Origin of the sequence: Enterobacter asburiae (genome assembly GCF_001521715.1) — a bacterium.
In the GTDB taxonomy this organism is placed as follows: domain Bacteria; phylum Pseudomonadota; class Gammaproteobacteria; order Enterobacterales; family Enterobacteriaceae; genus Enterobacter; species Enterobacter asburiae.
Genome location: NZ_CP011863.1, coordinates 2994902 through 3018268, shown reverse-complemented (window position 1 = coordinate 3018268; position 23367 = coordinate 2994902). Strand labels below are relative to the sequence as shown.

Annotated in this window: 18 protein-coding genes, 1 tRNA gene and 1 pseudogene; 16 read left to right on the top strand and 4 right to left on the bottom strand. The window is 54.3% G+C overall.

Annotated elements, in window-relative coordinates:
• The first annotated feature begins 397 nt into the window (after positions 1-397).
• The 3 genes from ACJ69_RS14575 to yagF all read left to right on the top strand — a co-directional run bounded on the left by ACJ69_RS14575 (position 398) and on the right by yagF (position 3926).
• On the top strand, positions 398-850 hold the full coding sequence (locus tag ACJ69_RS14575; protein ID WP_054829934.1) for a YhcH/YjgK/YiaL family protein: 453 nt from the start codon (positions 398-400) through the stop codon (positions 848-850).
• 203 nt (positions 851-1053) lie between these two features.
• On the top strand, positions 1054-1962 hold the full coding sequence (gene yagE, locus ACJ69_RS14570; RefSeq protein ID WP_059347243.1) for a 2-keto-3-deoxygluconate aldolase: 909 nt from the start codon (positions 1054-1056) through the stop codon (positions 1960-1962).
• Between the two features lie 14 nt (positions 1963-1976).
• Complete coding sequence (gene yagF / locus ACJ69_RS14565) at positions 1977-3926, top strand: xylonate dehydratase YagF (protein ID WP_059347242.1); 1950 nt, start codon at positions 1977-1979, stop codon at positions 3924-3926.
• A gap of 10 nt (positions 3927-3936) precedes the next feature.
• On the opposite strand, the gene ACJ69_RS14560 is transcribed toward yagF, so the two are convergent.
• Positions 3937-4634, bottom strand: a protein-coding gene (locus ACJ69_RS14560) for an IS1-like element IS1A family transposase (RefSeq protein WP_103215986.1) whose coding sequence is annotated in 2 segments (ribosomal slippage) — positions 3937-4385 and positions 4385-4634 — 699 coding nt in all. Because the reading frame shifts where the segments join, the coding sequence is not laid out codon by codon here.
• Positions 4635-4946: 312 nt separating this feature from the next.
• Between ACJ69_RS14560 and ACJ69_RS14555 the strand changes: the two genes are divergently transcribed.
• Together ACJ69_RS14555 and ACJ69_RS14550 are read left to right on the top strand one after the other, a co-directional pair.
• Positions 4947-6329 carry an MFS transporter gene (locus ACJ69_RS14555; protein WP_059347241.1) on the top strand — a complete coding sequence of 461 codons (1383 nt, stop codon included), beginning with the start codon at positions 4947-4949 and terminating at the stop codon, positions 6327-6329.
• An 11-nt stretch (positions 6330-6340) separates the two neighbouring features.
• On the top strand, positions 6341-7951 hold the full coding sequence (locus ACJ69_RS14550) for a glycoside hydrolase family 43 protein (protein WP_059347240.1): 1611 nt from the start codon (positions 6341-6343) through the stop codon (positions 7949-7951).
• Between the two features lie 4 nt (positions 7952-7955).
• On the opposite strand, the gene xynR is transcribed toward ACJ69_RS14550, so the two are convergent.
• The 3 genes from xynR to argL form a co-directional block, all read right to left on the bottom strand.
• Positions 7956-8714 carry a DNA-binding transcriptional repressor XynR gene (xynR, locus tag ACJ69_RS14545; protein ID WP_059347239.1) on the bottom strand — a complete coding sequence of 253 codons (759 nt, stop codon included), beginning with the start codon at positions 8712-8714 and terminating at the stop codon, positions 7956-7958.
• A gap of 174 nt (positions 8715-8888) precedes the next feature.
• Complete coding sequence (argF, locus tag ACJ69_RS14540; RefSeq protein WP_023299201.1) at positions 8889-9893, bottom strand: ornithine carbamoyltransferase; 1005 nt, start codon at positions 9891-9893, stop codon at positions 8889-8891.
• Positions 9863-9958 carry a putative translational regulatory protein ArgL gene (argL, locus tag ACJ69_RS25770; protein WP_218728367.1) on the bottom strand — a complete coding sequence of 32 codons (96 nt, stop codon included), beginning with the start codon at positions 9956-9958 and terminating at the stop codon, positions 9863-9865. Before argL ends, argF begins: the two co-directional genes overlap by 31 nt.
• Positions 9959-10057: 99 nt before the next feature.
• Between argL and rraB the strand changes: the two genes are divergently transcribed.
• The 11 genes and pseudogenes from rraB to ACJ69_RS14475 all read left to right on the top strand — a co-directional run bounded on the left by rraB (position 10058) and on the right by ACJ69_RS14475 (position 22955).
• Positions 10058-10483 (top strand): ribonuclease E inhibitor RraB, encoded by a 426-nt coding sequence (gene rraB, locus ACJ69_RS14535; RefSeq protein WP_029739283.1) that lies wholly within the window; start codon positions 10058-10060, stop codon positions 10481-10483.
• Between the two features lie 46 nt (positions 10484-10529).
• A complete protein-coding gene (miaE, locus tag ACJ69_RS14530) occupies positions 10530-11288 on the top strand; it encodes a tRNA isopentenyl-2-thiomethyl-A-37 hydroxylase MiaE (RefSeq protein WP_059347238.1) in 759 nt (252 codons plus the stop codon).
• Between the two features lie 30 nt (positions 11289-11318).
• A pseudogene (locus ACJ69_RS14525) lies at positions 11319-12041 on the top strand (topoisomerase II).
• A 106-nt stretch (positions 12042-12147) separates the two neighbouring features.
• Positions 12148-12232, top strand: a tRNA-Leu gene (locus ACJ69_RS14520).
• Between the two features lie 199 nt (positions 12233-12431).
• Positions 12432-13691 carry a tyrosine-type recombinase/integrase gene (locus ACJ69_RS14515; RefSeq protein ID WP_054830327.1) on the top strand — a complete coding sequence of 420 codons (1260 nt, stop codon included), beginning with the start codon at positions 12432-12434 and terminating at the stop codon, positions 13689-13691.
• A 154-nt stretch (positions 13692-13845) separates the two neighbouring features.
• Positions 13846-15756, top strand: coding sequence for a DUF262 domain-containing protein (locus ACJ69_RS14510; protein ID WP_059347839.1), 1911 nt, complete (start codon positions 13846-13848; stop codon positions 15754-15756).
• Positions 15749-17686 carry an ATP-binding protein gene (locus ACJ69_RS24300; RefSeq protein ID WP_071886574.1) on the top strand — a complete coding sequence of 646 codons (1938 nt, stop codon included), beginning with the start codon at positions 15749-15751 and terminating at the stop codon, positions 17684-17686. Before ACJ69_RS14510 ends, ACJ69_RS24300 begins: the two co-directional genes overlap by 8 nt.
• Positions 17687-17882: 196 nt before the next feature.
• Positions 17883-19289 carry a DNA methyltransferase gene (locus ACJ69_RS14495; RefSeq protein ID WP_208599966.1) on the top strand — a complete coding sequence of 469 codons (1407 nt, stop codon included), beginning with the start codon at positions 17883-17885 and terminating at the stop codon, positions 19287-19289.
• Positions 19290-19334: 45 nt separating this feature from the next.
• Positions 19335-20315 (top strand): IS5-like element IS5 family transposase, encoded by a 981-nt coding sequence (locus tag ACJ69_RS14490; protein WP_000019402.1) that lies wholly within the window; start codon positions 19335-19337, stop codon positions 20313-20315.
• 270 nt (positions 20316-20585) lie between these two features.
• A complete protein-coding gene (locus ACJ69_RS14485; protein ID WP_000019402.1) occupies positions 20586-21566 on the top strand; it encodes an IS5-like element IS5 family transposase in 981 nt (326 codons plus the stop codon).
• 268 nt (positions 21567-21834) lie between these two features.
• Positions 21835-22955, top strand: a protein-coding gene (locus ACJ69_RS14475; protein ID WP_087451024.1) for an IS3-like element ISSen4 family transposase whose coding sequence is annotated in 2 segments (ribosomal slippage) — positions 21835-22093 and positions 22093-22955 — 1122 coding nt in all. Because the reading frame shifts where the segments join, the coding sequence is not laid out codon by codon here.
• Positions 22956-23367: the final 412 nt, after the last annotated feature.

The following is a 23367-nucleotide window of genomic DNA, read 5'->3' as shown; positions in this document are numbered from 1 at the left end:
TTTTGAAATAAATTGTTATGTGGCTGATTTTAAATGATAAAAATCATTCGAAGGAATGGCTATGCAATTAACGTAATTAACTATTTTTGACTTAAGGAAAATCAATAAATAATTATGGTTTTTTAGAGCAAATGATCAAAACAGTAAAGTGTGAGGCGGCAACGGGTTTTGTTAATTAGAGAGCATGATCAAGAGGTTAGAACAGCCATGCGATAAGCGCGGATCGAGGTTATGCATAACCCCTGCATAATTGCCTGGGCAGGATTAACAGTGGGTTAACACCTTTCCCGATAAACATGCGCTCGCGCAAACCTCTTCGAAAAAGGGCTGGTATGGCAGTCTTAACTCTCGTATAAAAGATAAAAATGAAACGTTGTTTTACATAGAGGGATTTCACATGATTATCGGCAACATCCACCATCTGCAGTCCTGGCTGCCTGACGAGTTGCGCCAGGCGATTGAGCACGTTAAAGCCCACGTCACCGACGCCACGCCGCTCGGCAAGCACGACATCAACGGCAACAGCCTCTTTTATCTGGTCTCTGAAGACATGACCCAGCCGTTCGCCGAGCGCCGCGCCGAGTACCATGCGCGCTACCTTGATATCCAGATGGTGATGAAAGGACAGGAAGGGATGACCTTCAGCACATTGCCGCACGGCGCGCCGGACACCGACTGGCTGGCGGACAAAGACATCGCGTTCCTGCCGGAAGGCGAGCAGGAGAAAACCGTGGTGCTGAGCGAAGGGGATTTTGTGGTGTTCTGGCCGGGCGAAGTGCATAAGCCGCTGTGCGCGGTTGGGACGCCTGCACAGGTGCGTAAGATAGTGGTGAAGATGCTGATCGGCTAAACGGGTTTACTCCCTCTCCCTGTGGGAGAGGGCAGGGGTGAGGGCACCAGACCGCACCCATGCATAATGTGATCCAGCTTAAATTTCCCGCACTCCCTCTTCCCTTCCCATTTACCTGCGCTTTTTCTGCGTCATAGTATGATCGTTAAATTAATGAACGCTGTTCTATAATGTAGAACAAAATGATTCAGCAAGGAGATCTCATGCAACAGTCCGGGTTGTTCACGGGAATCATTCCCCCTGTCTCCACCATTTTTACCGCCGACGGCCAGTTCGATAAGCCGGGTACCGCCGCGCTAATCGACGATCTCATAAAAGCAGGCGTTGACGGCCTGTTCTTCCTGGGCAGCGGCGGCGAGTTCTCCCAGCTGAGCGCCGAAGAGCGTAAAACCATTGCCCGCTTTGCTATCGATCATGTCGATCGTCGCGTGCCGGTCCTGATCGGCACCGGCGGCACCAACGCCCGGGAAACCATTGAGCTGAGCCAGCACGCGCAGCAGGCGGGCGCGGACGGCATCGTGGTGATTAACCCCTACTACTGGAAAGTGTCGGAAGCGAACCTGATCCGCTATTTCGAGCAGGTGGCCGACAGCGTCACGCTGCCGGTGATGCTCTATAACTTCCCGGCGCTGACCGGGCAGGATCTGACTCCGGCGCTGGTAAAAACCCTTGCCGACTCGCGCAGCAATATTATCGGCATCAAAGACACCATCGACTCCGTCGCCCACCTGCGCAGCATGATCCATATCGTCAAAGGCGCCCATCCGCGCTTCACGGTGCTCTGCGGCTACGACGATCACCTCTTTAATACTCTGCTGCTCGGCGGCGACGGGGCGATCTCGGCGAGCGGTAACTTTGCACCGCAGGTTTCGGTGAATCTTCTGAAAGCCTGGCGCGACGGGGACGTGGCGAAAGCGGCTGAGTATCATCAAACCTTACTGCAAATTCCGCAAATGTATCAGCTGGATACGCCGTTTGTGAACGTGATTAAAGAGGCGATTGTGCTCTGCGGCCGCCCGATTTCCACGCACGTGCTGCCGCCCGCCTCGCCGCTGGACGAGCCGCGCAGGGCGCAGCTGAAAACCCTGCTGCAACAGCTCAAGCTCTGCTGAGCCGGACGATAACGATGACCATTGAGAAAATTTTCACCCCACAGGACGACGCGTTTTATGCGGTGATCACCCACGCGGCGGGGCCGCAGGGCGCGCTGCCGCTGACCCCGCAGATGCTGATGGAATCCCCCAGCGGCAACCTGTTCGGCATGACGCAGAACGCCGGGATGGGCTGGGACGCCAACAGGCTGACCGGCAAAGAGGTGCTGATCATCGGCACCCAGGGCGGCATCCGCGCCGGAGACGGACGCCCAATCGCGCTGGGCTACCACACCGGGCACTGGGAGATCGGCATGCAGATGCAGGCTGCGGCGAAGGAGATCACCCGCAGCGGCGGGATCCCGTTTGCAGCCTTCGTCAGCGATCCGTGCGACGGGCGCTCGCAGGGCACGCACGGCATGTTCGATTCCCTTCCGTACCGCAACGACGCGGCGATCGTGTTTCGCCGCCTGATCCGCTCCCTGCCGACGCGCCGGGCGGTGATCGGCGTGGCAACCTGCGATAAAGGGCTGCCCGCCACCATGATTGCGCTGGCCGCGATGCACAATCTGCCGACCATTCTGGTGCCGGGCGGGGCGACGCTGCCGCCGACCGTCGGGGAGGACGCGGGCAAGGTGCAGACCATCGGCGCGCGCTTCGCCAATCACGAACTCTCCCTGCAGGAGGCCGCCGAGCTGGGCTGCCGCGCCTGCGCGACGCCGGGCGGCGGGTGTCAGTTCCTCGGCACGGCGGGCACCTCGCAGGTGGTCGCGGAGGCGCTGGGCCTGGCGCTGCCGCACTCCGCGCTGGCACCGTCCGGGCAGGCGGTGTGGCTGGAGATCGCCCGCCAGTCGGCGCGCGCGGTGAGCGAGCTGGATAACCGCAGCATCACCACGCGCGATATCCTCACCGACAAAGCCATCGAAAACGCGATGGTGATCCACGCGGCGTTCGGCGGCTCCACCAATTTACTGCTGCACATTCCGGCCATCGCCCACGCGGCGGGCTGCACGATCCCGGACGTTGAGCACTGGACGCGCGTCAACCGCAGGGTGCCGCGCCTGGTGAGCGTGCTGCCCAACGGCCCGGACTACCACCCGACCGTGCGCGCGTTCCTCGCGGGCGGCGTGCCGGAGGTGATGCTCCACCTGCGCGATCTCGGCCTGCTGCACCTGGACGCCATGACCGTCACCGGCCAGACGGTGGGCGAGAACCTCGACTGGTGGCAGGCGTCCGAGCGCCGGGCGCGCTTCCGCCAGTGCCTGCGCGAGCAGGACGGCGTGGATCCGAATGACGTGATCCTGCCGCCGGAGAAGGCAAAGGCGAAAGGGCTGACCTCGACGGTCTGCTTCCCGACGGGCAACATCGCGCCGGAAGGTTCGGTGATCAAGGCCACGGCGATCGACCCGTCGGTGGTGGGCGAAGATGGCGTGTACCGCCACACCGGCCGGGTGCGGGTGTTTGTCTCGGAAGCGCAGGCGATTAAGGCTATCAAGCGGGAAGAGATCGAACAGGGCGATATCATGGTGCTGATCGGCGGCGGGCCGTCCGGCACCGGCATGGAAGAGACCTACCAGCTCACCTCCGCGCTGAAGCATATCTCGTGGGGCAAGACGGTGTCGTTAATCACCGATGCGCGCTTCTCCGGCGTGTCGACGGGCGCCTGCTTCGGCCACGTGTCGCCGGAGGCGCTGGCGGGCGGGCCGATTGGCAAGCTGCGCGATAACGACATCATTGAGATAGCGGTGGACCGCCTGACGTTAACAGGCAGCGTGAACTTTATCGGCACGGCGGACAACCCGCTGACGCCGGAGGAGGGCGCGCGCGAGCTGGCGCGGCGGCAGACGCACCCGGACCTGCACGCCCACGACTTTTTGCCGGACGACACCCGGCTGTGGGCGGCACTGCAGTCGGTGAGCGGCGGCACCTGGAAAGGCTGTATTTATGACACCGATAAAATTATTGAGGTAATTAACGCCGGGTAATGACTCCAAATTATTGATAGTGTTTTATGTTCAGATAATGCCCGATGACTTTATCATGCAGCTCCACCGATTTTGAGAACGACAGCGACTTCCGTCCCAGCCGTGCCAGGTGCTGCCTCAGATTCAGGTTATGCCGCTCAATTCGCTGCGTATATCGCTTGCTGATTACGTGCAGCTTTCCCTTCAGGCGGGATTCATACAGCGGCCAGCCATCCGTCATCCATATCACCACGTCAAAGGGTGACAGCAGGCTCATAAGACGCCCCAGCGTCGCCATAGTGCGTTCACCGAATACGTGCGCAACAACCGTCTTCCGGAGCCTGTCATACGCGTAAAACAGCCAGCGCTGGCGCGATTTAGCCCCGACGTAGCCCCACTGTTCGTCCATTTCCGCGCAGACGATGACGTCACTGCCCGGCTGTATGCGCGAGGTTACCGACTGCGGCCTGAGTTTTTTAAGTGACGTAAAATCGTGTTGAGGCCAACGCCCATAATGCGGGCGGTTGCCCGGCATCCAACGCCATTCATGGCCATATCAATGATTTTCTGGTGCGTACCGGGTTGAGAGGCGGTGTATGTGAACTGTAACTGCCATGTTTTACGGCAGTGAGAGCAGAGATAGCGCTGATGTCCGGCAGTACTTTTACCGTTACGCACCACCCCGTCAGTAGCTGAACAGGAGGGACAGCTGATAGAAACAGAAGCCACTGGAGCACCTCAAAAACACCATCATACACTAAATCAGTAAGTTGGCAGCATCACCTTAACGCCGGTAAAAAAGCACTCGGCATTTAATTATTTTCTAAGATAAAACCGTCTGCGGGAAATATTCCGCGGACGGCTTTGCCATTTTTTTATTTATCAATATAAACAAGTAGTTGAGATATATCGTCGGCGTCACAAAAGCAAAATAACGTAATTCGGAAATAAGATATGACCATTGCTGGTTAATTGAACAGCTCATTACACTCCATTAACACGATGTTGTAATTCAGCACACTACATAAGGGTGTAATTCTGATGACGCAATTAACCATGAAAGACAAAATTGGCTACGGGCTGGGTGACACCGCCTGCGGCTTCGTCTGGCAGGCCACGATGTTCCTGCTGGCCTATTTCTACACCGACGTCTTCGGCCTGTCGGCGGGGATTATGGGCACGCTGTTTTTGGTCTCCCGCGTGCTCGACGCCGTCACCGACCCGCTGATGGGGCTGCTGGTAGACCGCACCCGCACGCGGCACGGCCAGTTCCGCCCGTTCCTGCTGTGGGGCGCCATCCCGTTCGGCATCGTCTGCGTGCTGACCTTCTACACACCGGACTTCTCCGCGCAGGGCAAGATCATCTACGCCTGCGTGACCTACATTCTCCTGACCCTGGTCTACACCTTCGTTAACGTGCCGTACTGCGCCATGCCGGGCGTCATCACCGCCGACCCGAAAGAGCGTCACGCCCTGCAGTCCTGGCGCTTCTTCCTGGCGGCGGCGGGCTCGCTCGCCATCAGCGGCATCGCGCTGCCGCTGGTAAGCATCATCGGCAAAGGAGACGAGCAGGTGGGCTATTTTGGCGCCATGTGCGTGCTGGGGCTGAGCGGCGTGGTGCTGCTCTACGTCTGCTTCTTCACGACTAAAGAGCGCTACACCTTTGAGGTTCAGCCGGGTTCGTCGGTGGCGAAAGATCTCAGGCTGCTACTGGGCAACGGCCAGTGGCGCATCATGTGCGCGTTCAAGATGATGGCGACCTGCTCCAACGTGGTGCGCGGCGGGGCGACGCTCTACTTCGTGAAATACGTGATGGATCACCCGGAGATGGCGACCCAGTTCTTACTCTACGGCAGCCTCGCCACCATGTTCGGCTCGCTCTGCTCCTCCCGCCTGCTGGGCCGCTTCGACCGCGTCACCGCCTTCAAGTGGATCATCGTCGCCTACTCGCTGATCAGCCTGCTGATTTTCGTCACCCCGGCGGAGCACATCGCGCTGATTTTTGCCCTCAACATCCTCTTCCTGTTCGTCTTCAACACCACCACGCCGCTGCAGTGGCTGATGGCCTCTGACGTGGTGGATTACGAGGAGAGCCGCAGCGGTCGCCGCCTCGACGGGCTGGTGTTTTCCACCTACCTGTTTAGCCTGAAGATTGGCCTGGCGATTGGCGGGGCGGTGGTGGGCTGGATCCTGGCGTACGTCAACTACTCCGCCAGCAGCAGCGTGCAGCCGGTTGAGGTGCTCACCACCATCAAAATTCTATTCTGCGTGGTGCCGGTGGTGCTCTACGCGGGCATGTTCATCATGCTGTCGCTCTACAAGCTCACCGACGCCCGCGTGGAGGCCATCAGCCAGCAGCTGATCAAACACCGCGCGGCGCAGGGCGATGCCGTTCCCGACGCCGCGACAGCCGCATCCCATTAACCGGAGGCAATATGGAAATCACTAACCCGATACTCACCGGCTTCAACCCGGACCCGTCCCTGTGCCGCCAGGGCGAGGACTACTACATCGCCACCTCGACCTTCGAGTGGTTCCCGGGCGTGCGCATCTACCACTCCCGCGACCTGAAAAACTGGTCGCTGGTCAGCACCCCGCTGGACCGCGTGTCGATGCTCGACATGAAGGGCAACCCGGACTCCGGCGGCATCTGGGCGCCGTGCCTGAGCTATGCCGACGGTAAATTCTGGCTGCTCTACACTGACGTGAAGATTGTCGACTCGCCGTGGAAAAACGGCCGCAACTACCTCGTCACCGCGCCGTCCATCGAGGGGCCGTGGAGCGAGCCGATCCCGATGGGCAACGGCGGGTTTGACCCGTCCCTGTTCCATGACGACGATGGCCGAAAATACTATATTTACCGCCCTTGGGGGCCGCGCCACCACAGCAACCCGCACAACACCATCGTGATGCAGGAGTTTGACCCGCAGACCGGCACGCTCTCGCCCGAGCGCAAAACGCTGTTTACCGGCACGCCGCTCTGCTACACCGAAGGCGCGCACCTCTATCGCCACGCGGGATGGTACTACCTGATGGTCGCCGAGGGCGGCACCAGCTACGAGCACGCCGTCGTGGTGCTGCGTTCAAAAAACATCGACGGGCCGTACGAGCTGCACCCGGACGTGACGATGATGACCAGCTGGCACCTGCCGGAGAACCCGCTGCAGAAGAGCGGCCACGGCTCGCTGCTGCAGACGCATACGGGGGAATGGTACATGGCCTACCTCACCAGCCGCCCGCTGCGCCTGCCCGGCGTGCCGCTGCTGGCCTCCGGCGGACGCGGCTACTGCCCGCTGGGGCGAGAGACCGGCATCGCCCGCATTGAATGGCGCGACGGCTGGCCGTACGTGGAAGGCGGCAAGCACGCGCAGCTGACCGTGAAAGGCCCGCAGGTGGCCGAGCAGCCCGCTGCCGTTCAGAGCAGCTGGCGGGACGATTTCGACACCAGTTCGCTTGACCCGGAGCTGCAGACCCTGCGCATTCCGTTCGACGACACCCTCGGTTCGCTCACCGCGCGCCCCGGCTATTTACGGCTCTACGGCAACGACTCGCTCAACTCGACTTTTACCCAGTCGACCGTGGCACGCCGCTGGCAGCACTTCGCTTTCCGTTCAGAAACGCGGATGCAGTTCTCGCCGGTTCACTTCCAGCAGAGCGCGGGGCTGACCTGCTACTACAACAGCAAAAACTGGAGCTACTGCTTTGTGGACTATGAGGAGGGGCAGGGGAGAACCATTAAGGTTATCCAGCTCGACCACAACGTGCCGTCATGGCCGCTGCACGAGCAGCCGATTCCGGTGCCGGAGAGTGCGGAGAACATCTGGCTGCGGGTGGATGTGGATACGCTGGTCTACCGCTACAGCTACTCCTTCGACGGCGAGACGTGGCACGCCGTGCCGGTCACCTATGAGGCGTGGAAGCTGTCGGACGACTACATCGGCGGGCGCGGCTTCTTCACCGGCGCGTTTGTGGGGCTGCACTGCGAGGACATCAGCGGCGACGGCTGCTACGCGGACTTCGACTACTTCACCTACGAGCCGGCCTAACGGCTCAGGCCGGGTAGCCCAGCGCACGAGAGAGCGCGAGCCCGGCCTGCTGAAGCTGCTCGCGGAAATTAGCCAGCTCCGCATCGTCCACGCGGGAGGTCAGCGTCGAGAGGCTCAGTGCGGCGATGACGCGGGACTCGTGGTTCCACACCGGCACCGCCACACAGCGCACGCCCTGCTCGTTCTCTTCGCTGTCCAGGGCGTAGCCCTGCTCGCGGGTCTGCGTCAGGGCGCTCATTAAGGCTTCGCGAGACGCGAGGGTGGCGGGCGTAAAGGTAGTGTACTGATAGCCCTCCAGCAGGGCGTTCAGCTCGGTCTCGCCCAGCCAGGCAATCAACACCTTGCCGATGGCGGTGGCGTGAACCGGCAGGCGGCGGCCGATGCGCGAATAGGCGATGGCGGCCAGCTTGCCTTCAATCTTCTCGATATAGACCCCTTCACGCCCGTCCAGGATCCCCAGATGGGTGGTCTGCCCGGTCTGCCGGGACAGCTCCGTCAGCCAGCCTTTTGCCTTCTGGCGAATATCGATGGAGCCCACGACAAAATGGCCGCGCTCGACCAGCTTCATGCCGAGGCGATATTTACCGTTTTCCAGGTTCTGATCGATATAGCCGTGAAGCTGCAGGGTTTTCAGCAGCGAGTGGAGAGTACTCTTGCTCAGCCCCATCAGTTTGCTGATGTCGGTGATCTTAAGCTCGGTGGCCTGCTCGTTGAACAGGTCGAGGATCTGCAACGCACGTTCAACAGACTGAATAATCGGCATAATGCTGGCATGTCCACGCTGGAATTAAGGCGAAAACGTACCTTTTTCGGGGTGAAAAATCAATGAAATGGAGGTAAAAGCAAAAACGACAATCTTGTTGTCGTTTTTTAGTGTTTTCTCCCTCTCCCCGTGGGAGAGGGCCGGGGTGAGGGCACCCGCGCGCAGAGGACTAAATCACTCCCCAAGCGTCGCCACCATCACCGCCTTAATCGTATGCATCCGGTTTTCCGCCTGGTCGAACACGATGCTCGCCGCCGACTCAAACACCTCGTCCGTCACTTCCATCCCGCCGTGCAGATCGAACTCTTTCGCCATCTGCTTGCCGAGCGTGGTCTGGTCGTCATGGAACGCCGGCAGACAGTGCAGGAACTTCACGTTAGGGTTGCCGGTCAGCGCCATCATCTGCGCGTTCACCTGATACCCGCGCAGCAGCGCGATCCGCTCCGCCCACTTCTCTTTGGCTTCGCCCATCGACACCCACACGTCGGTATAGATAAAGTCCGCGCCCTTCACGCCCGCCGCCACGTCTTCCGTCAGGGTGATCTTCCCGCCGTGCTTCTCCGCCAGCGCGCTGCACTCCGCCACCAGGCTCTCTTCCGGCCAGCAGGCCTTCGGGGCCACCAGACGCAGATCCAGCCCGGTCAGCGCCGCCGCTTCCAGCATCGAGTTGCCCATGTTGTTGCGCGCGTCGCCCGCGTAGACCAGCGTCATCTCGTTAAACGCCTTGCCCGGCAGGTGCTCCTGCATGGTCAGCAGGTCCGCCAGCAGCTGGGTCGGGTGGAACTCGTTGGTCAGCCCGTTCCACACCGGCACGCCCGCATACTGCGCCAGCGTTTCGACCACTTCCTGGCCGTGGCCGCGATACTGAATGCCGTCGTACATCCGCCCGAGAACCCGCGCGGTGTCCTTAATTGACTCTTTATGCCCAATCTGGCTGCCGCTCGGCCCTAAATAGGTGACGCGCGCGCCCTGGTCAAATGCGGCAACTTCGAAAGAGCAACGTGTACGGGTCGAGTCTTTTTCGAAGATGAGCGCGATGTTTTTACCGGTAAGCTTCTGTACTTCCTTGCCATTTTTTTTATCGGCTTTGAGCTGTGCGGCAAGGGTCAGCAGAGAGGTGAACTGTGCAGGGGTAAAGTCGAGCAGTTTCAGAAAGTGTTTCTTATATAAATCGGACATTTTATCCTCGCATGGCGAACGCCACTTATTGAATTAAAATTCACTTTATATGTGTAATTATTCATTTGCAACCCCGTTTCACAATTCTTTCTTACAAAGGTGGAGGCAAACTCGTCCGTGTGTGAAAATAGAAGTATCTGCCGCACTTTAAAGAGGATTGAGCCATGGCAAACCCGGAACACCTGGAAGAGCAACGCGAAGAGACGCGTCTGATTATTGAAGAACTGCTGGAAGACGGTAGCGATCCGGACGCGCTGTACACCATCGAGCACCATTTCTCTGCGGATGATTTCGACGCGCTGGAAAAGCTGGCCGTGGAAGCTTTCAAGCTGGGTTACGAAGTGACCGAGCCGGAAGAGCTGGAAGTGGAAGAGGGCGACACCGTCATCTGCTGCGACATCCTGAGCGAAGGTGCGCTGAAGGCGGAGCTGATCGACGCGCAGGTAGAGCAGCTGATGAACCTGGCCGAGAAGTTTGAAGTGGAATACGACGGCTGGGGAACCTACTTCGAAGATCCGAACGGTGAAGACGGCGAAGAAGGCGACGACGAAGATTACGTCGACGAAGACGACGACGGCGTGCGTCACTAAGCGTTTCAGGCGGTGGCATGCGCCACCGCTTTTTCAAGGCAGAACCATGGATTACCCGCAGATACTCGCCCCCGTACTTAACTTCCTCCAGTGCCCGACCCCGCAAGCATGGATTGATAAAGCCCGCGACCCGGCGAACCTGCCGCTGCTGCTCACCGACCACATGGTGTGCGAGCTCAAGGCCGCCCAGACCGCGCTGCTGCTGGTGCGTAAATACGTCGCCGACGAAAGCGGTGCCGACGCGCTGCTCGACTGGCTCAAACCCTACGAGCAGTTCACCTTCCGCGACGGCCCGGAACCGGACTTCATCTCCCTGCACAGGCAGATTGGCAAAAGCGTGATGCCCAAAACCGACGATCCGTGGGGCCAGGCGCTCATCGACAGCATGGTGCTGCTGATTAAAGAGGAGCTGCACCACTTCTGGCAGGTGCGCGAGGCGATGCTGGCCCGCAACATTCCGTACGTCAAAATCACCGCCAGCCGCTACGCCAAAGGGATGCTGAAGGAAGTGCGCACCCACGAACCGCTAACGCTGATCGACAAGCTCATCTGCGGCGCGTACATCGAAGCCCGCTCCTGCGAACGCTTCGCCGCGCTGGCCCCGTTCCTCGACGACGAACTGCAGAAGTTCTATCTCTCGCTGCTGCGCTCGGAAGCGCGCCATTATCAGGACTACCTGACGCTGGCCCAGCAGGTGAGCGACGACGATATCTCACCGCGCATACAGCATTTTGGCGAAATTGAAGCCACACTTATCTCGACACCGGACCACGAGTTTCGCTTCCACAGCGGCGTGCCGGTGTAAACCGGCATAGCGAAAGGATAAGGATGCGAGATGAATAAAACGTGGACCCGTACCGTGATGGTTGTTGTGGTGGCCGCCGCCGTGGCGTTCTGGGTGTTCTTCGACAGGCAGCGCGCTCCGGAACGGCAGATGGATTCCGCCCTCAACGCGATGCCCGCCTGGCAGGTGATTAAGGAGCAGGAGCCCGCGCTGCATCAGCGCATCCTCGACCAGATGGCCGCCCTGCAAAAAGCGGGCGAGCCGGAGCAGCAGATTATCGACACCATCCAGCCGCAGATCCTGCATCTGCAGATGTCGCGCCTGCAGAACGCCCCGGACGCCAGCGTGGTGAACTACATGACCATCAACATGGAGCAGACCGCCGCCATCCAGAAGGTGAGCGACGACGCCTGCTTCCGCTTCCTCTACCCGACGGTGAAGGGCGGCGTGAACCCGATGCGCATGCTGGATAAAGACCTGATGGCGCGGCGCATGCAGGCCGACGCCGACATGATGCGCGCGGCCTACGGCAAAAACCGCCACACCGTGACCTAGGCCGAACGCGAGGCTGCTGTCGAAGACGTGCGGCCGATTATGAAGGCGCTTGCCGATAAGTACGGTGAGGACATCCAGCTGCTGCAGATGCCGGAGAAGGCGGCGGGCAAAGAGAAGCTCTCCTGCGATATGGTGCAAGATATGTGGGCGAAGGTGCTGGCGCTGCCGGAGCAGAAGGCGGCGGGTGTGATTCGTCTGGCGGTGTCCGAGCTGGAGTGATGAAGGGCGCTGGTTTTTTGGGCACTTAGCGCGGGTTTAGCGCGTCGTCGCTTGCATGGCGGCGCGCGACAGGTATAATCCACAACGTTTCCGCATCCCCTTCAGTGCCGAAGTGGCGAAATCGGTAGACGCAGTTGATTCAAAATCAACCGTAGAAATACGTGCCGGTTCGAGTCCGGCCTTCGGCACCATCGGAACATCAATAGACGTCAACGGACGTCTTTTTTTGTGCCTGAAATCCAGTACCCGCAAGGCTCTGCCCCGCTTTTCAGTCAACCGACGTCAATCTAAGTTACCCCACATCAACATGCTTGTGAGTATAGAACCTAGTATATATGCTGGTTCGATAATGCTTATATACTCACGGCAGCATATGGAAGGAATACCATCATGGCCCTGACTGATACCAAGGTGCGTTCTGCAAAACCTGAGGCAAAGGAATACTCGCTCGTCGATGGCGACGGCATGTTTTTACTGATACACCCTAACGGCTCCAAATACTGGCGCTTTCGTTTCCGCTTCGGTGGTAAGCAACACCTGATGGCTTTTGGGGTTTACCCCGAAACATCCCTAGCTGATGCTCGTCAAAAGAGGGAAGAGGCCAGGAGGCTTGTTGCTGCCGGTGTCGATCCTCGTGAGCATAAGCGAGCAGTGAAAGAGGAACAGGCTAAAGAGGTCATCACTTTTGAATCTGTTGCCAGAGACTGGCACGCCAGCAATCAAAAGTGGTCTGAATCGCATAGTGGCCGTGTTCTTAAAAGTCTGGAAGATAATCTGTTCGATGCGATTGGTAAGCGGAATATCGCTGAGTTAAAAACCAGAGATTTACTTATTCCCATCAAAGCCGTAGAGATGTCTGGACGTCTTGAAGTGGCGGCGCGTCTACAACAACGAACGACAGCAATTATGCGGTTTGCAGTGCAGAGCGGTTTAATCGATTACAACCCTGCACAAGAGATCGCTGGAGCGGTTGCCACAGCAAAAAGACAGCACCGTGCTGCATTAGAACTTAATCGCATTCCTGAACTGCTTCATCGTATCGACACATATACCGGCAGACCATTAACACGCTTAGCTGTGGAGCTGACGTTGTTGGTCTTTATTCGATCTAGTGAACTGCGTTTTGCACGCTGGTCAGAAGTCGATTTTGACACTGCAATGTGGACGATTCCCGGAGAACGCGAGCCATTGGAAGGTGTGAAGCATTCACATCGAGGATCGAAAATGCGGACCCCTCATCTTGTTCCTTTATCCCGCCAGGCTCTGACCATTCTGGAACAGATCAAAAGCATGAGTGGAAATCGAGAGCTGATCTTCGTTGGCGATCATGATCCACGTAAACCCATGAGTGAGAACACGGTGAACAAGGCGCTGCGGGTGATGGGCTACGATACGAAAGTTGAAGTTTGTGGGCATGGCTTTAGAACCATGGCATGTAGTTCATTGATTGAATCGGGGTTATGGTCGAAGGATGCGGTAGAGCGGCAGATGAGTCATCAGGAGCGTAACTCTGTGCGTGCGGCTTATATTCATAAGGCCGAGCACTTGGGGGAGCGTAGACTGATGGTGCAGTGGTGGGCGGATTATCTGGATGCCAATCGTGAGAAGGGGGTTAGCCCGTTTGACTTTGCTAAGTTGAATAAGGGCTGATTAAAAGGGTTTCTATAAGGCGCGCCTCAGGCATGCCTTATTTTTTTGCTAATTTTGGTTTTTGCAAGTTATTGACTCAGCTGTGCCACTACAGATTTTGCAACGCACTGATTTTGAACAAGGGTCAAAGACACGGCTCCACGAGCAGGGCATAATACAGCTATTAATCATTAGTACGGTTTCGTCTGATATGAGCACAATCACCCCCCACTACCGTAACGTACAGCAGTTGCTGCAAAGCCAATCCTTTTCTATCGATGAGTATCAGCGTGAGTACAAGTGGGAGAAGGAGAACATTGACGAGCTACTGTCTGATCTTCAGGGAAAATTCTATAACTACTACAAGCAGGGTGATGAAACCAGCGCTATAAGTAATTATGGAGAGTATTTTCTTGGCTCTATCATTGTCAGCAAACGCAACAACAAAAATTACTTGATCGATGGCCAGCAGCGAGTCACCTCTTTGACATTGTTGCTGATTTGCCTGTACCGATCTGCTGAGGAACAGAGGCTGCCGGTAGCCCAAACCTTAGCCCCACTTATTTTCAGTGACAACCTCGGTAACCCCAAGTTCAACCTCGACATCTCTGAGCGACTTCCTGTTATCAATGCCCTATTCAAGGGGGAAGCGTTCAATCCGGATGGTAAGGATGAATCCATACAAACCATGTACGCCCGTTATAGCGATATTGAAGCAAACGACTTGATGGCAGAGATTGGAAATGCATTGCCGCATTTCATCTACTGGTTGTTGACACGGGTAGGTTTGATAGAGATTGCCACTGATAACGACAGTTATGCTTACGCCATTTTTGAAACGATGAATGATCGGGGTAAGCCGCTTAGTCCGGTAGATATGTTGAAGGCATATTTATTGGCTCCGATTAAAGAGCAGGATGCGCGACTACAGGCCAATCAAATCTGGAAACAGCAAGTCCTGGAATTGATCTCCTGGGGAGGGGAGCACGAACCGGAGCGAGATGCCAACTGTATTAAGGCGTGGTTACGAGCACAGTACGCAGAAAGCATCCGTGAACGTAAGGCGGGAGCGGTCGATAAAGATTGGGAGTTGATCGGTTCAGTCTTTCACCGCTGGGTACGAGAAAACAACTCTCGCCTGGGTTTGGGGAAAGCTCAGGAAAATCAGAATATGATGGCTGTAAGCTTTCCATTTTTTGCCAAAGCGTACCGACGTATCCTAAACAGCAGTAAGCATTACACTCCGAAGTTACGAGCGGTCTACTACAACGCTCACAATGATTTTACTTGGCAGAATACGGTGCTCCTGGCATCGTTGATAGAAACTGACGACGATGAGACAGTGGACCGCAAACTGGCGGTCACAGCTACTTATTTGGACATCTGGTTGATGCGTCGAGTAGTGAATTATGTCCGGGTTGGATACTCAAGTGTGTCTTACGCTATGTGGTTATTGTGCCGGGAGATCAGGCGTAAACCGCTATCGGAGTTGGTAGCTATCCTCCAGAAGAAGTTGGCAGATGATGATGTTACGTTCTCCGGCTATGCAGTAAAAGGACGAGCGGGTATTGATGGTTTAGGGCTCAATCAATTCAGTCGCCGTTATATCTATCATTTGCTAGCACGACTGACAGAAGCAACTGAGATCGGCGCAGGGCGTACTGAGACATTTGATCGATTGGTGGACCGTACTCTCAAGAACCCATTCGACATCGAACATATCTGGGCTGATGATTACGAAATCGTGAAAGATCAGTTCAGTACTGAGCAGGAATTTCAAGATTGGCGCAATCATGTTGCGTCACTTTTACTCTTACCAGCAGATGTTAACCGGAGCCTGCAGGACAAACCGTTTCCCCTGAAGCGGGTGCACTATGCCAAACAGAACTTCTTTGCCGCAAGTTTGGACTCCAGTGTTTACGAACATCAGCCACAGTTTCAGCAGTTTTCTATCAAATATGAGCTGCCTTTCAAATTCGCTGAGGTATTCGATAAAGCGGAACAACAGGTACGCCGGAAACTGATTGCGGGATTAGTAGAATTAATTTGGTCACCGAATCGTTTATATGAGGCCGCCCATGTCTGAGCAACCACTACAGAACTCACTTTTTGAGGACGATTACCTGCTACGGGAGCTTGGACAGGTAGCACATGTTCCGCAGGTCGCTTTAACAGAGTTAGTTGCCAACGCCTGGGATGCAGGAGCGTCACGAGTGGACTTGGTTTTACCTACCGAAATTGGTGGATTATTAACTGTGACAGACGATGGTCATGGTATGACACCGGAGCAATTTAAAAAGCGCTGGATGACTTTGCGCTACACCCGCGAGAAGTATCAAGGTTTCAACGTAGAGTTTCCTGCCGAACGAACGGCCCGCCCGCGAAAGGCTTATGGTCGCAATGATATTGGTCGCCATGGCTTGCTTTGTTTTGCTGACGAATACGAAGTGAAAACCTGGCGCGATGGTATTTTGGCAACCTTCATTGTTGGCACCGGAGCTGGTTCAAGCCCTTTTGTGTGCCGAAGTGAGACTGAGGAGAAACACATAGGCTGCGGTACACGGTTGCAGGTACAGGTAACACGCAAGCTGCCCGATGCCGATGAAATACTCACAGTATTATCCGCCCGCTTCATCCATGATCCTGAGTTCGAGGTGCGCGTTAATGGCAAGTCGCGCCCCTTTACTGAGATTAATGGGCGAATAAGTGAAGAAACACTGTACCTCAGTGCTGGACGTCATGCCAAAGTTGTTGTCATCGACTCAACTCGTTTGAATCATTCTTCTTTGCACCAAGGAATCGCATTTTGGGTACAACACAGATTAGTTGGAACCCCGTCATGGGCGGTTGGACATATAGCCAATTTCGATGGACGTACTCGCTTTGCCCGGCGTTACAAGGTAATCGTTGACACAGAAGGTTTCGAATCTGATGTTGAACAAGACTGGACAGCATTTCGTGCCACTGATGCCGTAAATGAATTATATCAGGCTACAGCTGAGCATATTCGTGAGGTTGCACAAAGGCTTGCTGTAGAATTTATTGAAGTTACATCAGAGGACGCTCTGATGCAAAACCGCTCAGAGTTAGCAACCTTGGGCCAGGGGGCCCGTTTGGGTGTGGCTGAATTCACTACAGCGGTTGCCCAAGAGCATCCGACTGTCTCCCCAGAATTTCTTGCCACAGCAGTTAAGGCGCTTATTCATCTTGAAAAGACCAAAAGTGGAGCCGCATTACTGGAAAAGCTTGCTACTTTGCAGCACGACGATATAGAGGGTTTAGATAGGTTATTGGCTGAATGGACAGTCAAGGACGCCTTGCGGGTCCTTGATGAAATTGACAGTCGACTCAGCGTGGTAGAAACAATTCAGCGTTTGGCTGATGATCCTGAAACGGATGAGTTACACACCCTACATCCGTTGATTTTGCGTTCTCGTTGGTTGTTTGGTCCTGAATTCGAATCGCAAGAATATTGCTCGAATATGACATTACATTCCGTAGCACGCGAGCTCTTCAAAAGCCCTGATGCTCAATTTATAAACGAGCGCAATCGTCCTGATATTGTCATTTTACCTGAAAAAACAACGTGGCAAATGACTGGCATCGAGTCATTTGATCCAGTAGATGTGTCTTTAGTTCAAATGCAACAGGTTTTGGTAATTGAACTGAAGAAAGGCGGATTTGAGCTCACAAGAAAAGAGGTGAATCAAGCTGATGGCTATGTACAGGACATTGCTGCATCAGGTTTGATAACAGGAACACCATTTATTAACGCTTGGGTCGTTGGGCAAAAGGTAGCGGCTGGTGTTGCCCGTGAGAAAGTTGTTGGTGATGGAGAACGCAATCCGTATGGGAGAGTTCGCGCTACGACTTTTGGTTCTTTGGTTGGAACAGCTAATGCTCGATTGATGAAACTACGCCATGTTTTGGCAGACAGGTACGAAAGCACATCTACAGATGCCCTTATCAATCGAGTGTTATGCCAACCCGTTCAGTCAGGCTTGAAATTTAAATAAGCATGAAAAGAGTTTACTTCACCTCAGCGGACAAATTATATCCGCGCTACGGAGCTTGTTCATCGCTAAGGGTTGGCATCGCTGAGGTTAATATGCTGCCTTAAAAGGTTGAGCACCTTTAAGGTTTAGACCTTCTGGATTTTTTTAACCCATTACAATTGTTACTAAAAAGCTGACATACCCTTAAGGATTACTGATGGCCGTTAATCAGGCAAAAATATTTGAACAACTCGAGCAACTTACCCGTGAACTAGACCGGGATGAGTTCATTTATGGATTTATGGCAGCCTTTGACTTCCCTAAAGCAACGATCACACAGGTTCGACAAGGCAGTAGCCGTAATGTTGCCAAGGAAACTGGTCATGTTGGTTTGAAAAATAAACTCTATTTTCAAAGTGTCAATGACAAAGAAGACCTTGATGAGGCTTTTGAGTTACGTATCGTTGATCCAGTCATAGCGAAAAACAAGATACGTTTTGTATTAGTTACTGATTATGTTAGATTTTTAGCGTGGGATACCTGTAGTAAAGAGAGACTCGATATTGAGCTAGATGAACTTTATAGCAACTATGGCTTTTTCTTACCTTTAGCTGGTTTAGAAAAGGCAATTATAAGTAGTGAGAACCCCGCAGATGTTAAAGCTGCAGAGAAGATGGGCAAGCTGTTTGATCTCATTCGTGTCCACAATGATCTCAGTAAACCAGAAGATATTCATGCTCTTAACGTCTTCCTGACACGTTTGTTATTCTGTCTGTTTGCCGAAGATACAGGTATATTTGAACCAGCTCAGTTCACCTCTGCCATCAAAAGTTACACCGAGGAAGATGGTAGCGATCTCGATACCTTCCTGTATCAATTATTCACCGTCCTTAACGCGGCTCCAGCTAGCCAGCAACGACAAAAGATACCTACTCATTTAGCGGCATTTCCTTATGTAAATGGTGGGCTTTTTTCCACTGACGAGCCTATTCCAGAACTAGGCAAAAAGGGCCGTAAAATACTGCTTGAATGTGGCACGATGGACTGGAGTGAAATAAATCCTGATATCTTTGGCAGTATGTTCCAGGCAGTAATTGATGTAGAACAACGTAGTCGCTTGGGACAGCATTATACTTCATATAGCAATATCATGAAGGTGATAAAGCCTTTATTCCTTGAGCCGTTAGAAGCCGAACTAGATAAACAACGCCGTAGCGCTAAAGGTTTAAAGGCTCTGCTGGTTCGTCTGTCTGAGATAAAGATATTTGATCCTGCCTGTGGGTCGGGAAATTTTCTAATCGTATCTTATAAAGAATTGCGCAAGCTGGAAATGAAAGTCATTGAGGCCTTAAAAGAACTAGAGCCTCAAGGGTTTTCAATGAGTGGATTACATCTCTCACAGTTTTATGGTATCGAAATTGATGATTTCGCATGCGAAATTGCACGCTTATCTCTTTGGCTTGCAGAACACCAGTTAAACAGCCAGTGGGAACAAGCATTCGGTTTCGCTCCACCAGCATTACCTTTACGTGAAAGTGGAAATATCTGTAGCGGGAATAGCTTGCGATTAGATTGGCATAGTGTGTGCCCTAAAGGCCTAGGGAAGGTGCGAACAAGTCCCTGATATGAGATCATGTTTGTCATCTGGAGCCATGGAACAGGGTTCATCATGAGTCATCAACTTACCTTCGCCGACAGTGAATTCAGCAGTAAGCGCCGTCAGACCAGAAAAGAGATTTTCTTGTCCCGCATGGAGCAGATTCTGCCATGGCAAAACATGGTGGAAGTCATCGAGCCGTTTTACCCCAAGGCTGGTAATGGCCGGCGACCTTATCCGCTGGAAACCATGCTACGCATTCACTGCATGCAGCATTGGTACAACCTGAGCGATGGCGCGATGGAAGATGCTCTGTACGAAATCGCCTCCATGCGTCTGTTTGCCCGGTTATCCCTGGATAGCGCCTTGCCGGACCGCACCACCATCATGAATTTCCGCCACCTGCTGGAGCAGCATCAACTGGCCCGCCAATTGTTCAAGACCATCAATCGCTGGCTGGCCGAAGCAGGCGTCATGATGACTCAAGGCACCTTGGTCGATGCCACCATCATTGAGGCACCCAGCTCGACCAAGAACAAAGAGCAGCAACGCGATCCGGAGATGCATCAGACCAAGAAAGGCAATCAGTGGCACTTTGGCATGAAGGCCCACATTGGTGTCGATGCCAAGAGTGGCCTGACCCACAGCCTAGTCACCACCGCGGCCAACGAGCATGACCTCAATCAGCTGGGTAATCTGCTGCATGGAGAGGAGCAATTTGTCTCAGCCGATGCCGGCTACCAAGGGGCGCCACAGCGCGAGGAGCTGGCCGAGGTGGATGTGGACTGGCTGATCGCCGAGCGCCCCGGCAAGGTAAGAACCTTGAAACAGCATCCACGCAAGAACAAAACGGCCATCAACATCGAATACATGAAAGCCAGCATCCGGGCCAAGGTGGAGCACCCATTTCGCATCATCAAGCGACAGTTCGGCTTCGTGAAAGCCAGATACAAGGGGTTGCTGAAAAACGATAACCAACTGGCGATGTTATTCACGCTGGCCAACCTGTTTCGGGCGGACCAAATGATACGTCAGTGGGAGAGATCTCACTAAAAACTGGGGATAACACCTTAAATGGCGAAGAAACGGTCTAAATAGGCTGATTCAAGGCATTTACGGGAGAAAAAATCGGCTCAAACATGAAGAAATGAAATGACTGAGTCAGCCGAGAAGAATTTCCCCGCTTATTCGCACCTTCCCTAGAAGATGAAGTCTATGTAATTGGTAATCCACCATTCTTGGGTACATTAACTAGGGAAGGTGCGAACAAGTCCCTGATATGAGATCATGTTTGTCATCTGGAGCCATGGAACAGGGTTCATCATGAGTCATCAACTTACCTTCGCCGACAGTGAATTCAGCAGTAAGCGCCGTCAGACCAGAAAAGAGATTTTCTTGTCCCGCATGGAGCAGATTCTGCCATGGCAAAACATGGTGGAAGTCATCGAGCCGTTTTACCCCAAGGCTGGTAATGGCCGGCGACCTTATCCGCTGGAAACCATGCTACGCATTCACTGCATGCAGCATTGGTACAACCTGAGCGATGGCGCGATGGAAGATGCTCTGTACGAAATCGCCTCCATGCGTCTGTTTGCCCGGTTATCCCTGGATAGCGCCTTGCCGGACCGCACCACCATCATGAATTTCCGCCACCTGCTGGAGCAGCATCAACTGGCCCGCCAATTGTTCAAGACCATCAATCGCTGGCTGGCCGAAGCAGGCGTCATGATGACTCAAGGCACCTTGGTCGATGCCACCATCATTGAGGCACCCAGCTCGACCAAGAACAAAGAGCAGCAACGCGATCCGGAGATGCATCAGACCAAGAAAGGCAATCAGTGGCACTTTGGCATGAAGGCCCACATTGGTGTCGATGCCAAGAGTGGCCTGACCCACAGCCTAGTCACCACCGCGGCCAACGAGCATGACCTCAATCAGCTGGGTAATCTGCTGCATGGAGAGGAGCAATTTGTCTCAGCCGATGCCGGCTACCAAGGGGCGCCACAGCGCGAGGAGCTGGCCGAGGTGGATGTGGACTGGCTGATCGCCGAGCGCCCCGGCAAGGTAAGAACCTTGAAACAGCATCCACGCAAGAACAAAACGGCCATCAACATCGAATACATGAAAGCCAGCATCCGGGCCAAGGTGGAGCACCCATTTCGCATCATCAAGCGACAGTTCGGCTTCGTGAAAGCCAGATACAAGGGGTTGCTGAAAAACGATAACCAACTGGCGATGTTATTCACGCTGGCCAACCTGTTTCGGGCGGACCAAATGATACGTCAGTGGGAGAGATCTCACTAAAAACTGGGGATAACACCTTAAATGGCGAAGAAACGGTCTAAATAGGCTGATTCAAGGCATTTACGGGAGAAAAAATCGGCTCAAACATGAAGAAATGAAATGACTGAGTCAGCCGAGAAGAATTTCCCCGCTTATTCGCACCTTCCCTAGAACAGAGCAACAGCGAGCTGATGTACAGGAAGTTTTTAGTGGTTTTGTGACCTGCTCCCCGTTGATTAGTACACCCCGATGTTAGTAATGTCTTCATAAGCCACATGAGGACATCCCCATGAAGAAGCGTTTTTCCGACGAACAGATCATCAGTATTCTCCGCGAAGCCGAAGCTGGGGTACCCGCCCGTGAACTCTGCCGCAAGCATGCCATTTCCGATGCCACGTTTTACACCTGGCGTAAGAAGTATGGCGGTATGGAGGTGCCTGAAGTTAAGCGCCTGAAGTCGCTTGAGGAAGAGAACGCCAGACTCAAGAAGCTGCTTGCCGAAGCCATGCTGGATAAAGAGGCGCTTCAGGTGGCTCTTGGGCGAAAGTACTGACGACAGACCAGAAGCGGGAAGCCGTGATGTTGATGTGTGATGCGACCGGTCTGTCGCAACGTCGTGCCTGCAGGCTTACAGGTTTATCCCTGTCGACCTGCCGCTATGAGGCTCACCGTCCGGCTGCTGATGCGCATTTATCAGGGCGCATCACTGAGCTGGCACTGGAGCGCAGGCGTTTTGGCTACCGTCGTATTTGGCAGTTGCTGCGCCGTGAAGGGCTTCATGTTAATCATAAGCGCGTGTACCGGCTTTATCACCTCAGTGGCCTGGGCGTAAAACGCAGAAGACGTCGTAAAGGGCTGGCAACAGAACGTCTGCCGCTGCTCCGTCCGGCGGCGCCCAATCTGACCTGGTCGATGGATTTCGTCATGGACGCACTTTCCACCGGTCGCAGGATCAAGTGTCTTACCTGCGTCGATGATTTCACAAAGGAATGCCTGACGGTCACTGTTGCCTTTGGGATTTCAGGCGTTCAGGTCACGCGTATTCTGGACAGCATTGCACTGTTTCGAGGCTATCCGGCGACGATAAGAACTGACCAGGGGCCGGAGTTCACTTGCCGTGCACTGGATCAATGGGCCTTTGAGCATGGTGTTGAGTTGCGCTTAATCCAGCCGGGCAAGCCAACGCAGAACGGATTTATTGAGAGCTTTAACGGACGATTTCGCGATGAATGTTTGAATGAGCACTGGTTCAGCGATATCGTTCATGCCAGGAAAATTATTAATGACTGGCGGCAGGATTATAACGAATGCCGCCCGCACTCCACGCTGAATTATCAGACACCGTCTGAATTTGCAGCGGGCTGGAGAAAGGGTCATTCTGAGAATGAAGATTCCGACGTTACTAACTGAGTGTTGTATCTAATCGTGGGGGCAGGTCACTACTACCGCCCAAACTTTGCTTAATGCCATCCAGCGACTACGCCGCCATTAACAACACTCCACAATGATCCTATGGCATTCCTGCTTAATGTCATCCACTGATCTTGATTAACCACCAACCAAACAACCACCCTAAATCCTTAGGCTGTCTGTTTATCTGGTGCAAGGTAGCTATGACATTACCATACGTGCAAACATCCCAATCCAATCATCACTGATTGTCTCGTGCTGATGCACTTCAGTGCAGAGGGAGAATCTCTCTACTATTATAGCGGATTTTGTAGGTATCTGTATTTAAAGGAAAAAATAGGGTGAAAATCGCCATTTTTCACTTTTTTTCTCAAGAAATGGCGAGATGGTGTTCGTGAATGGAAGGCAGGGA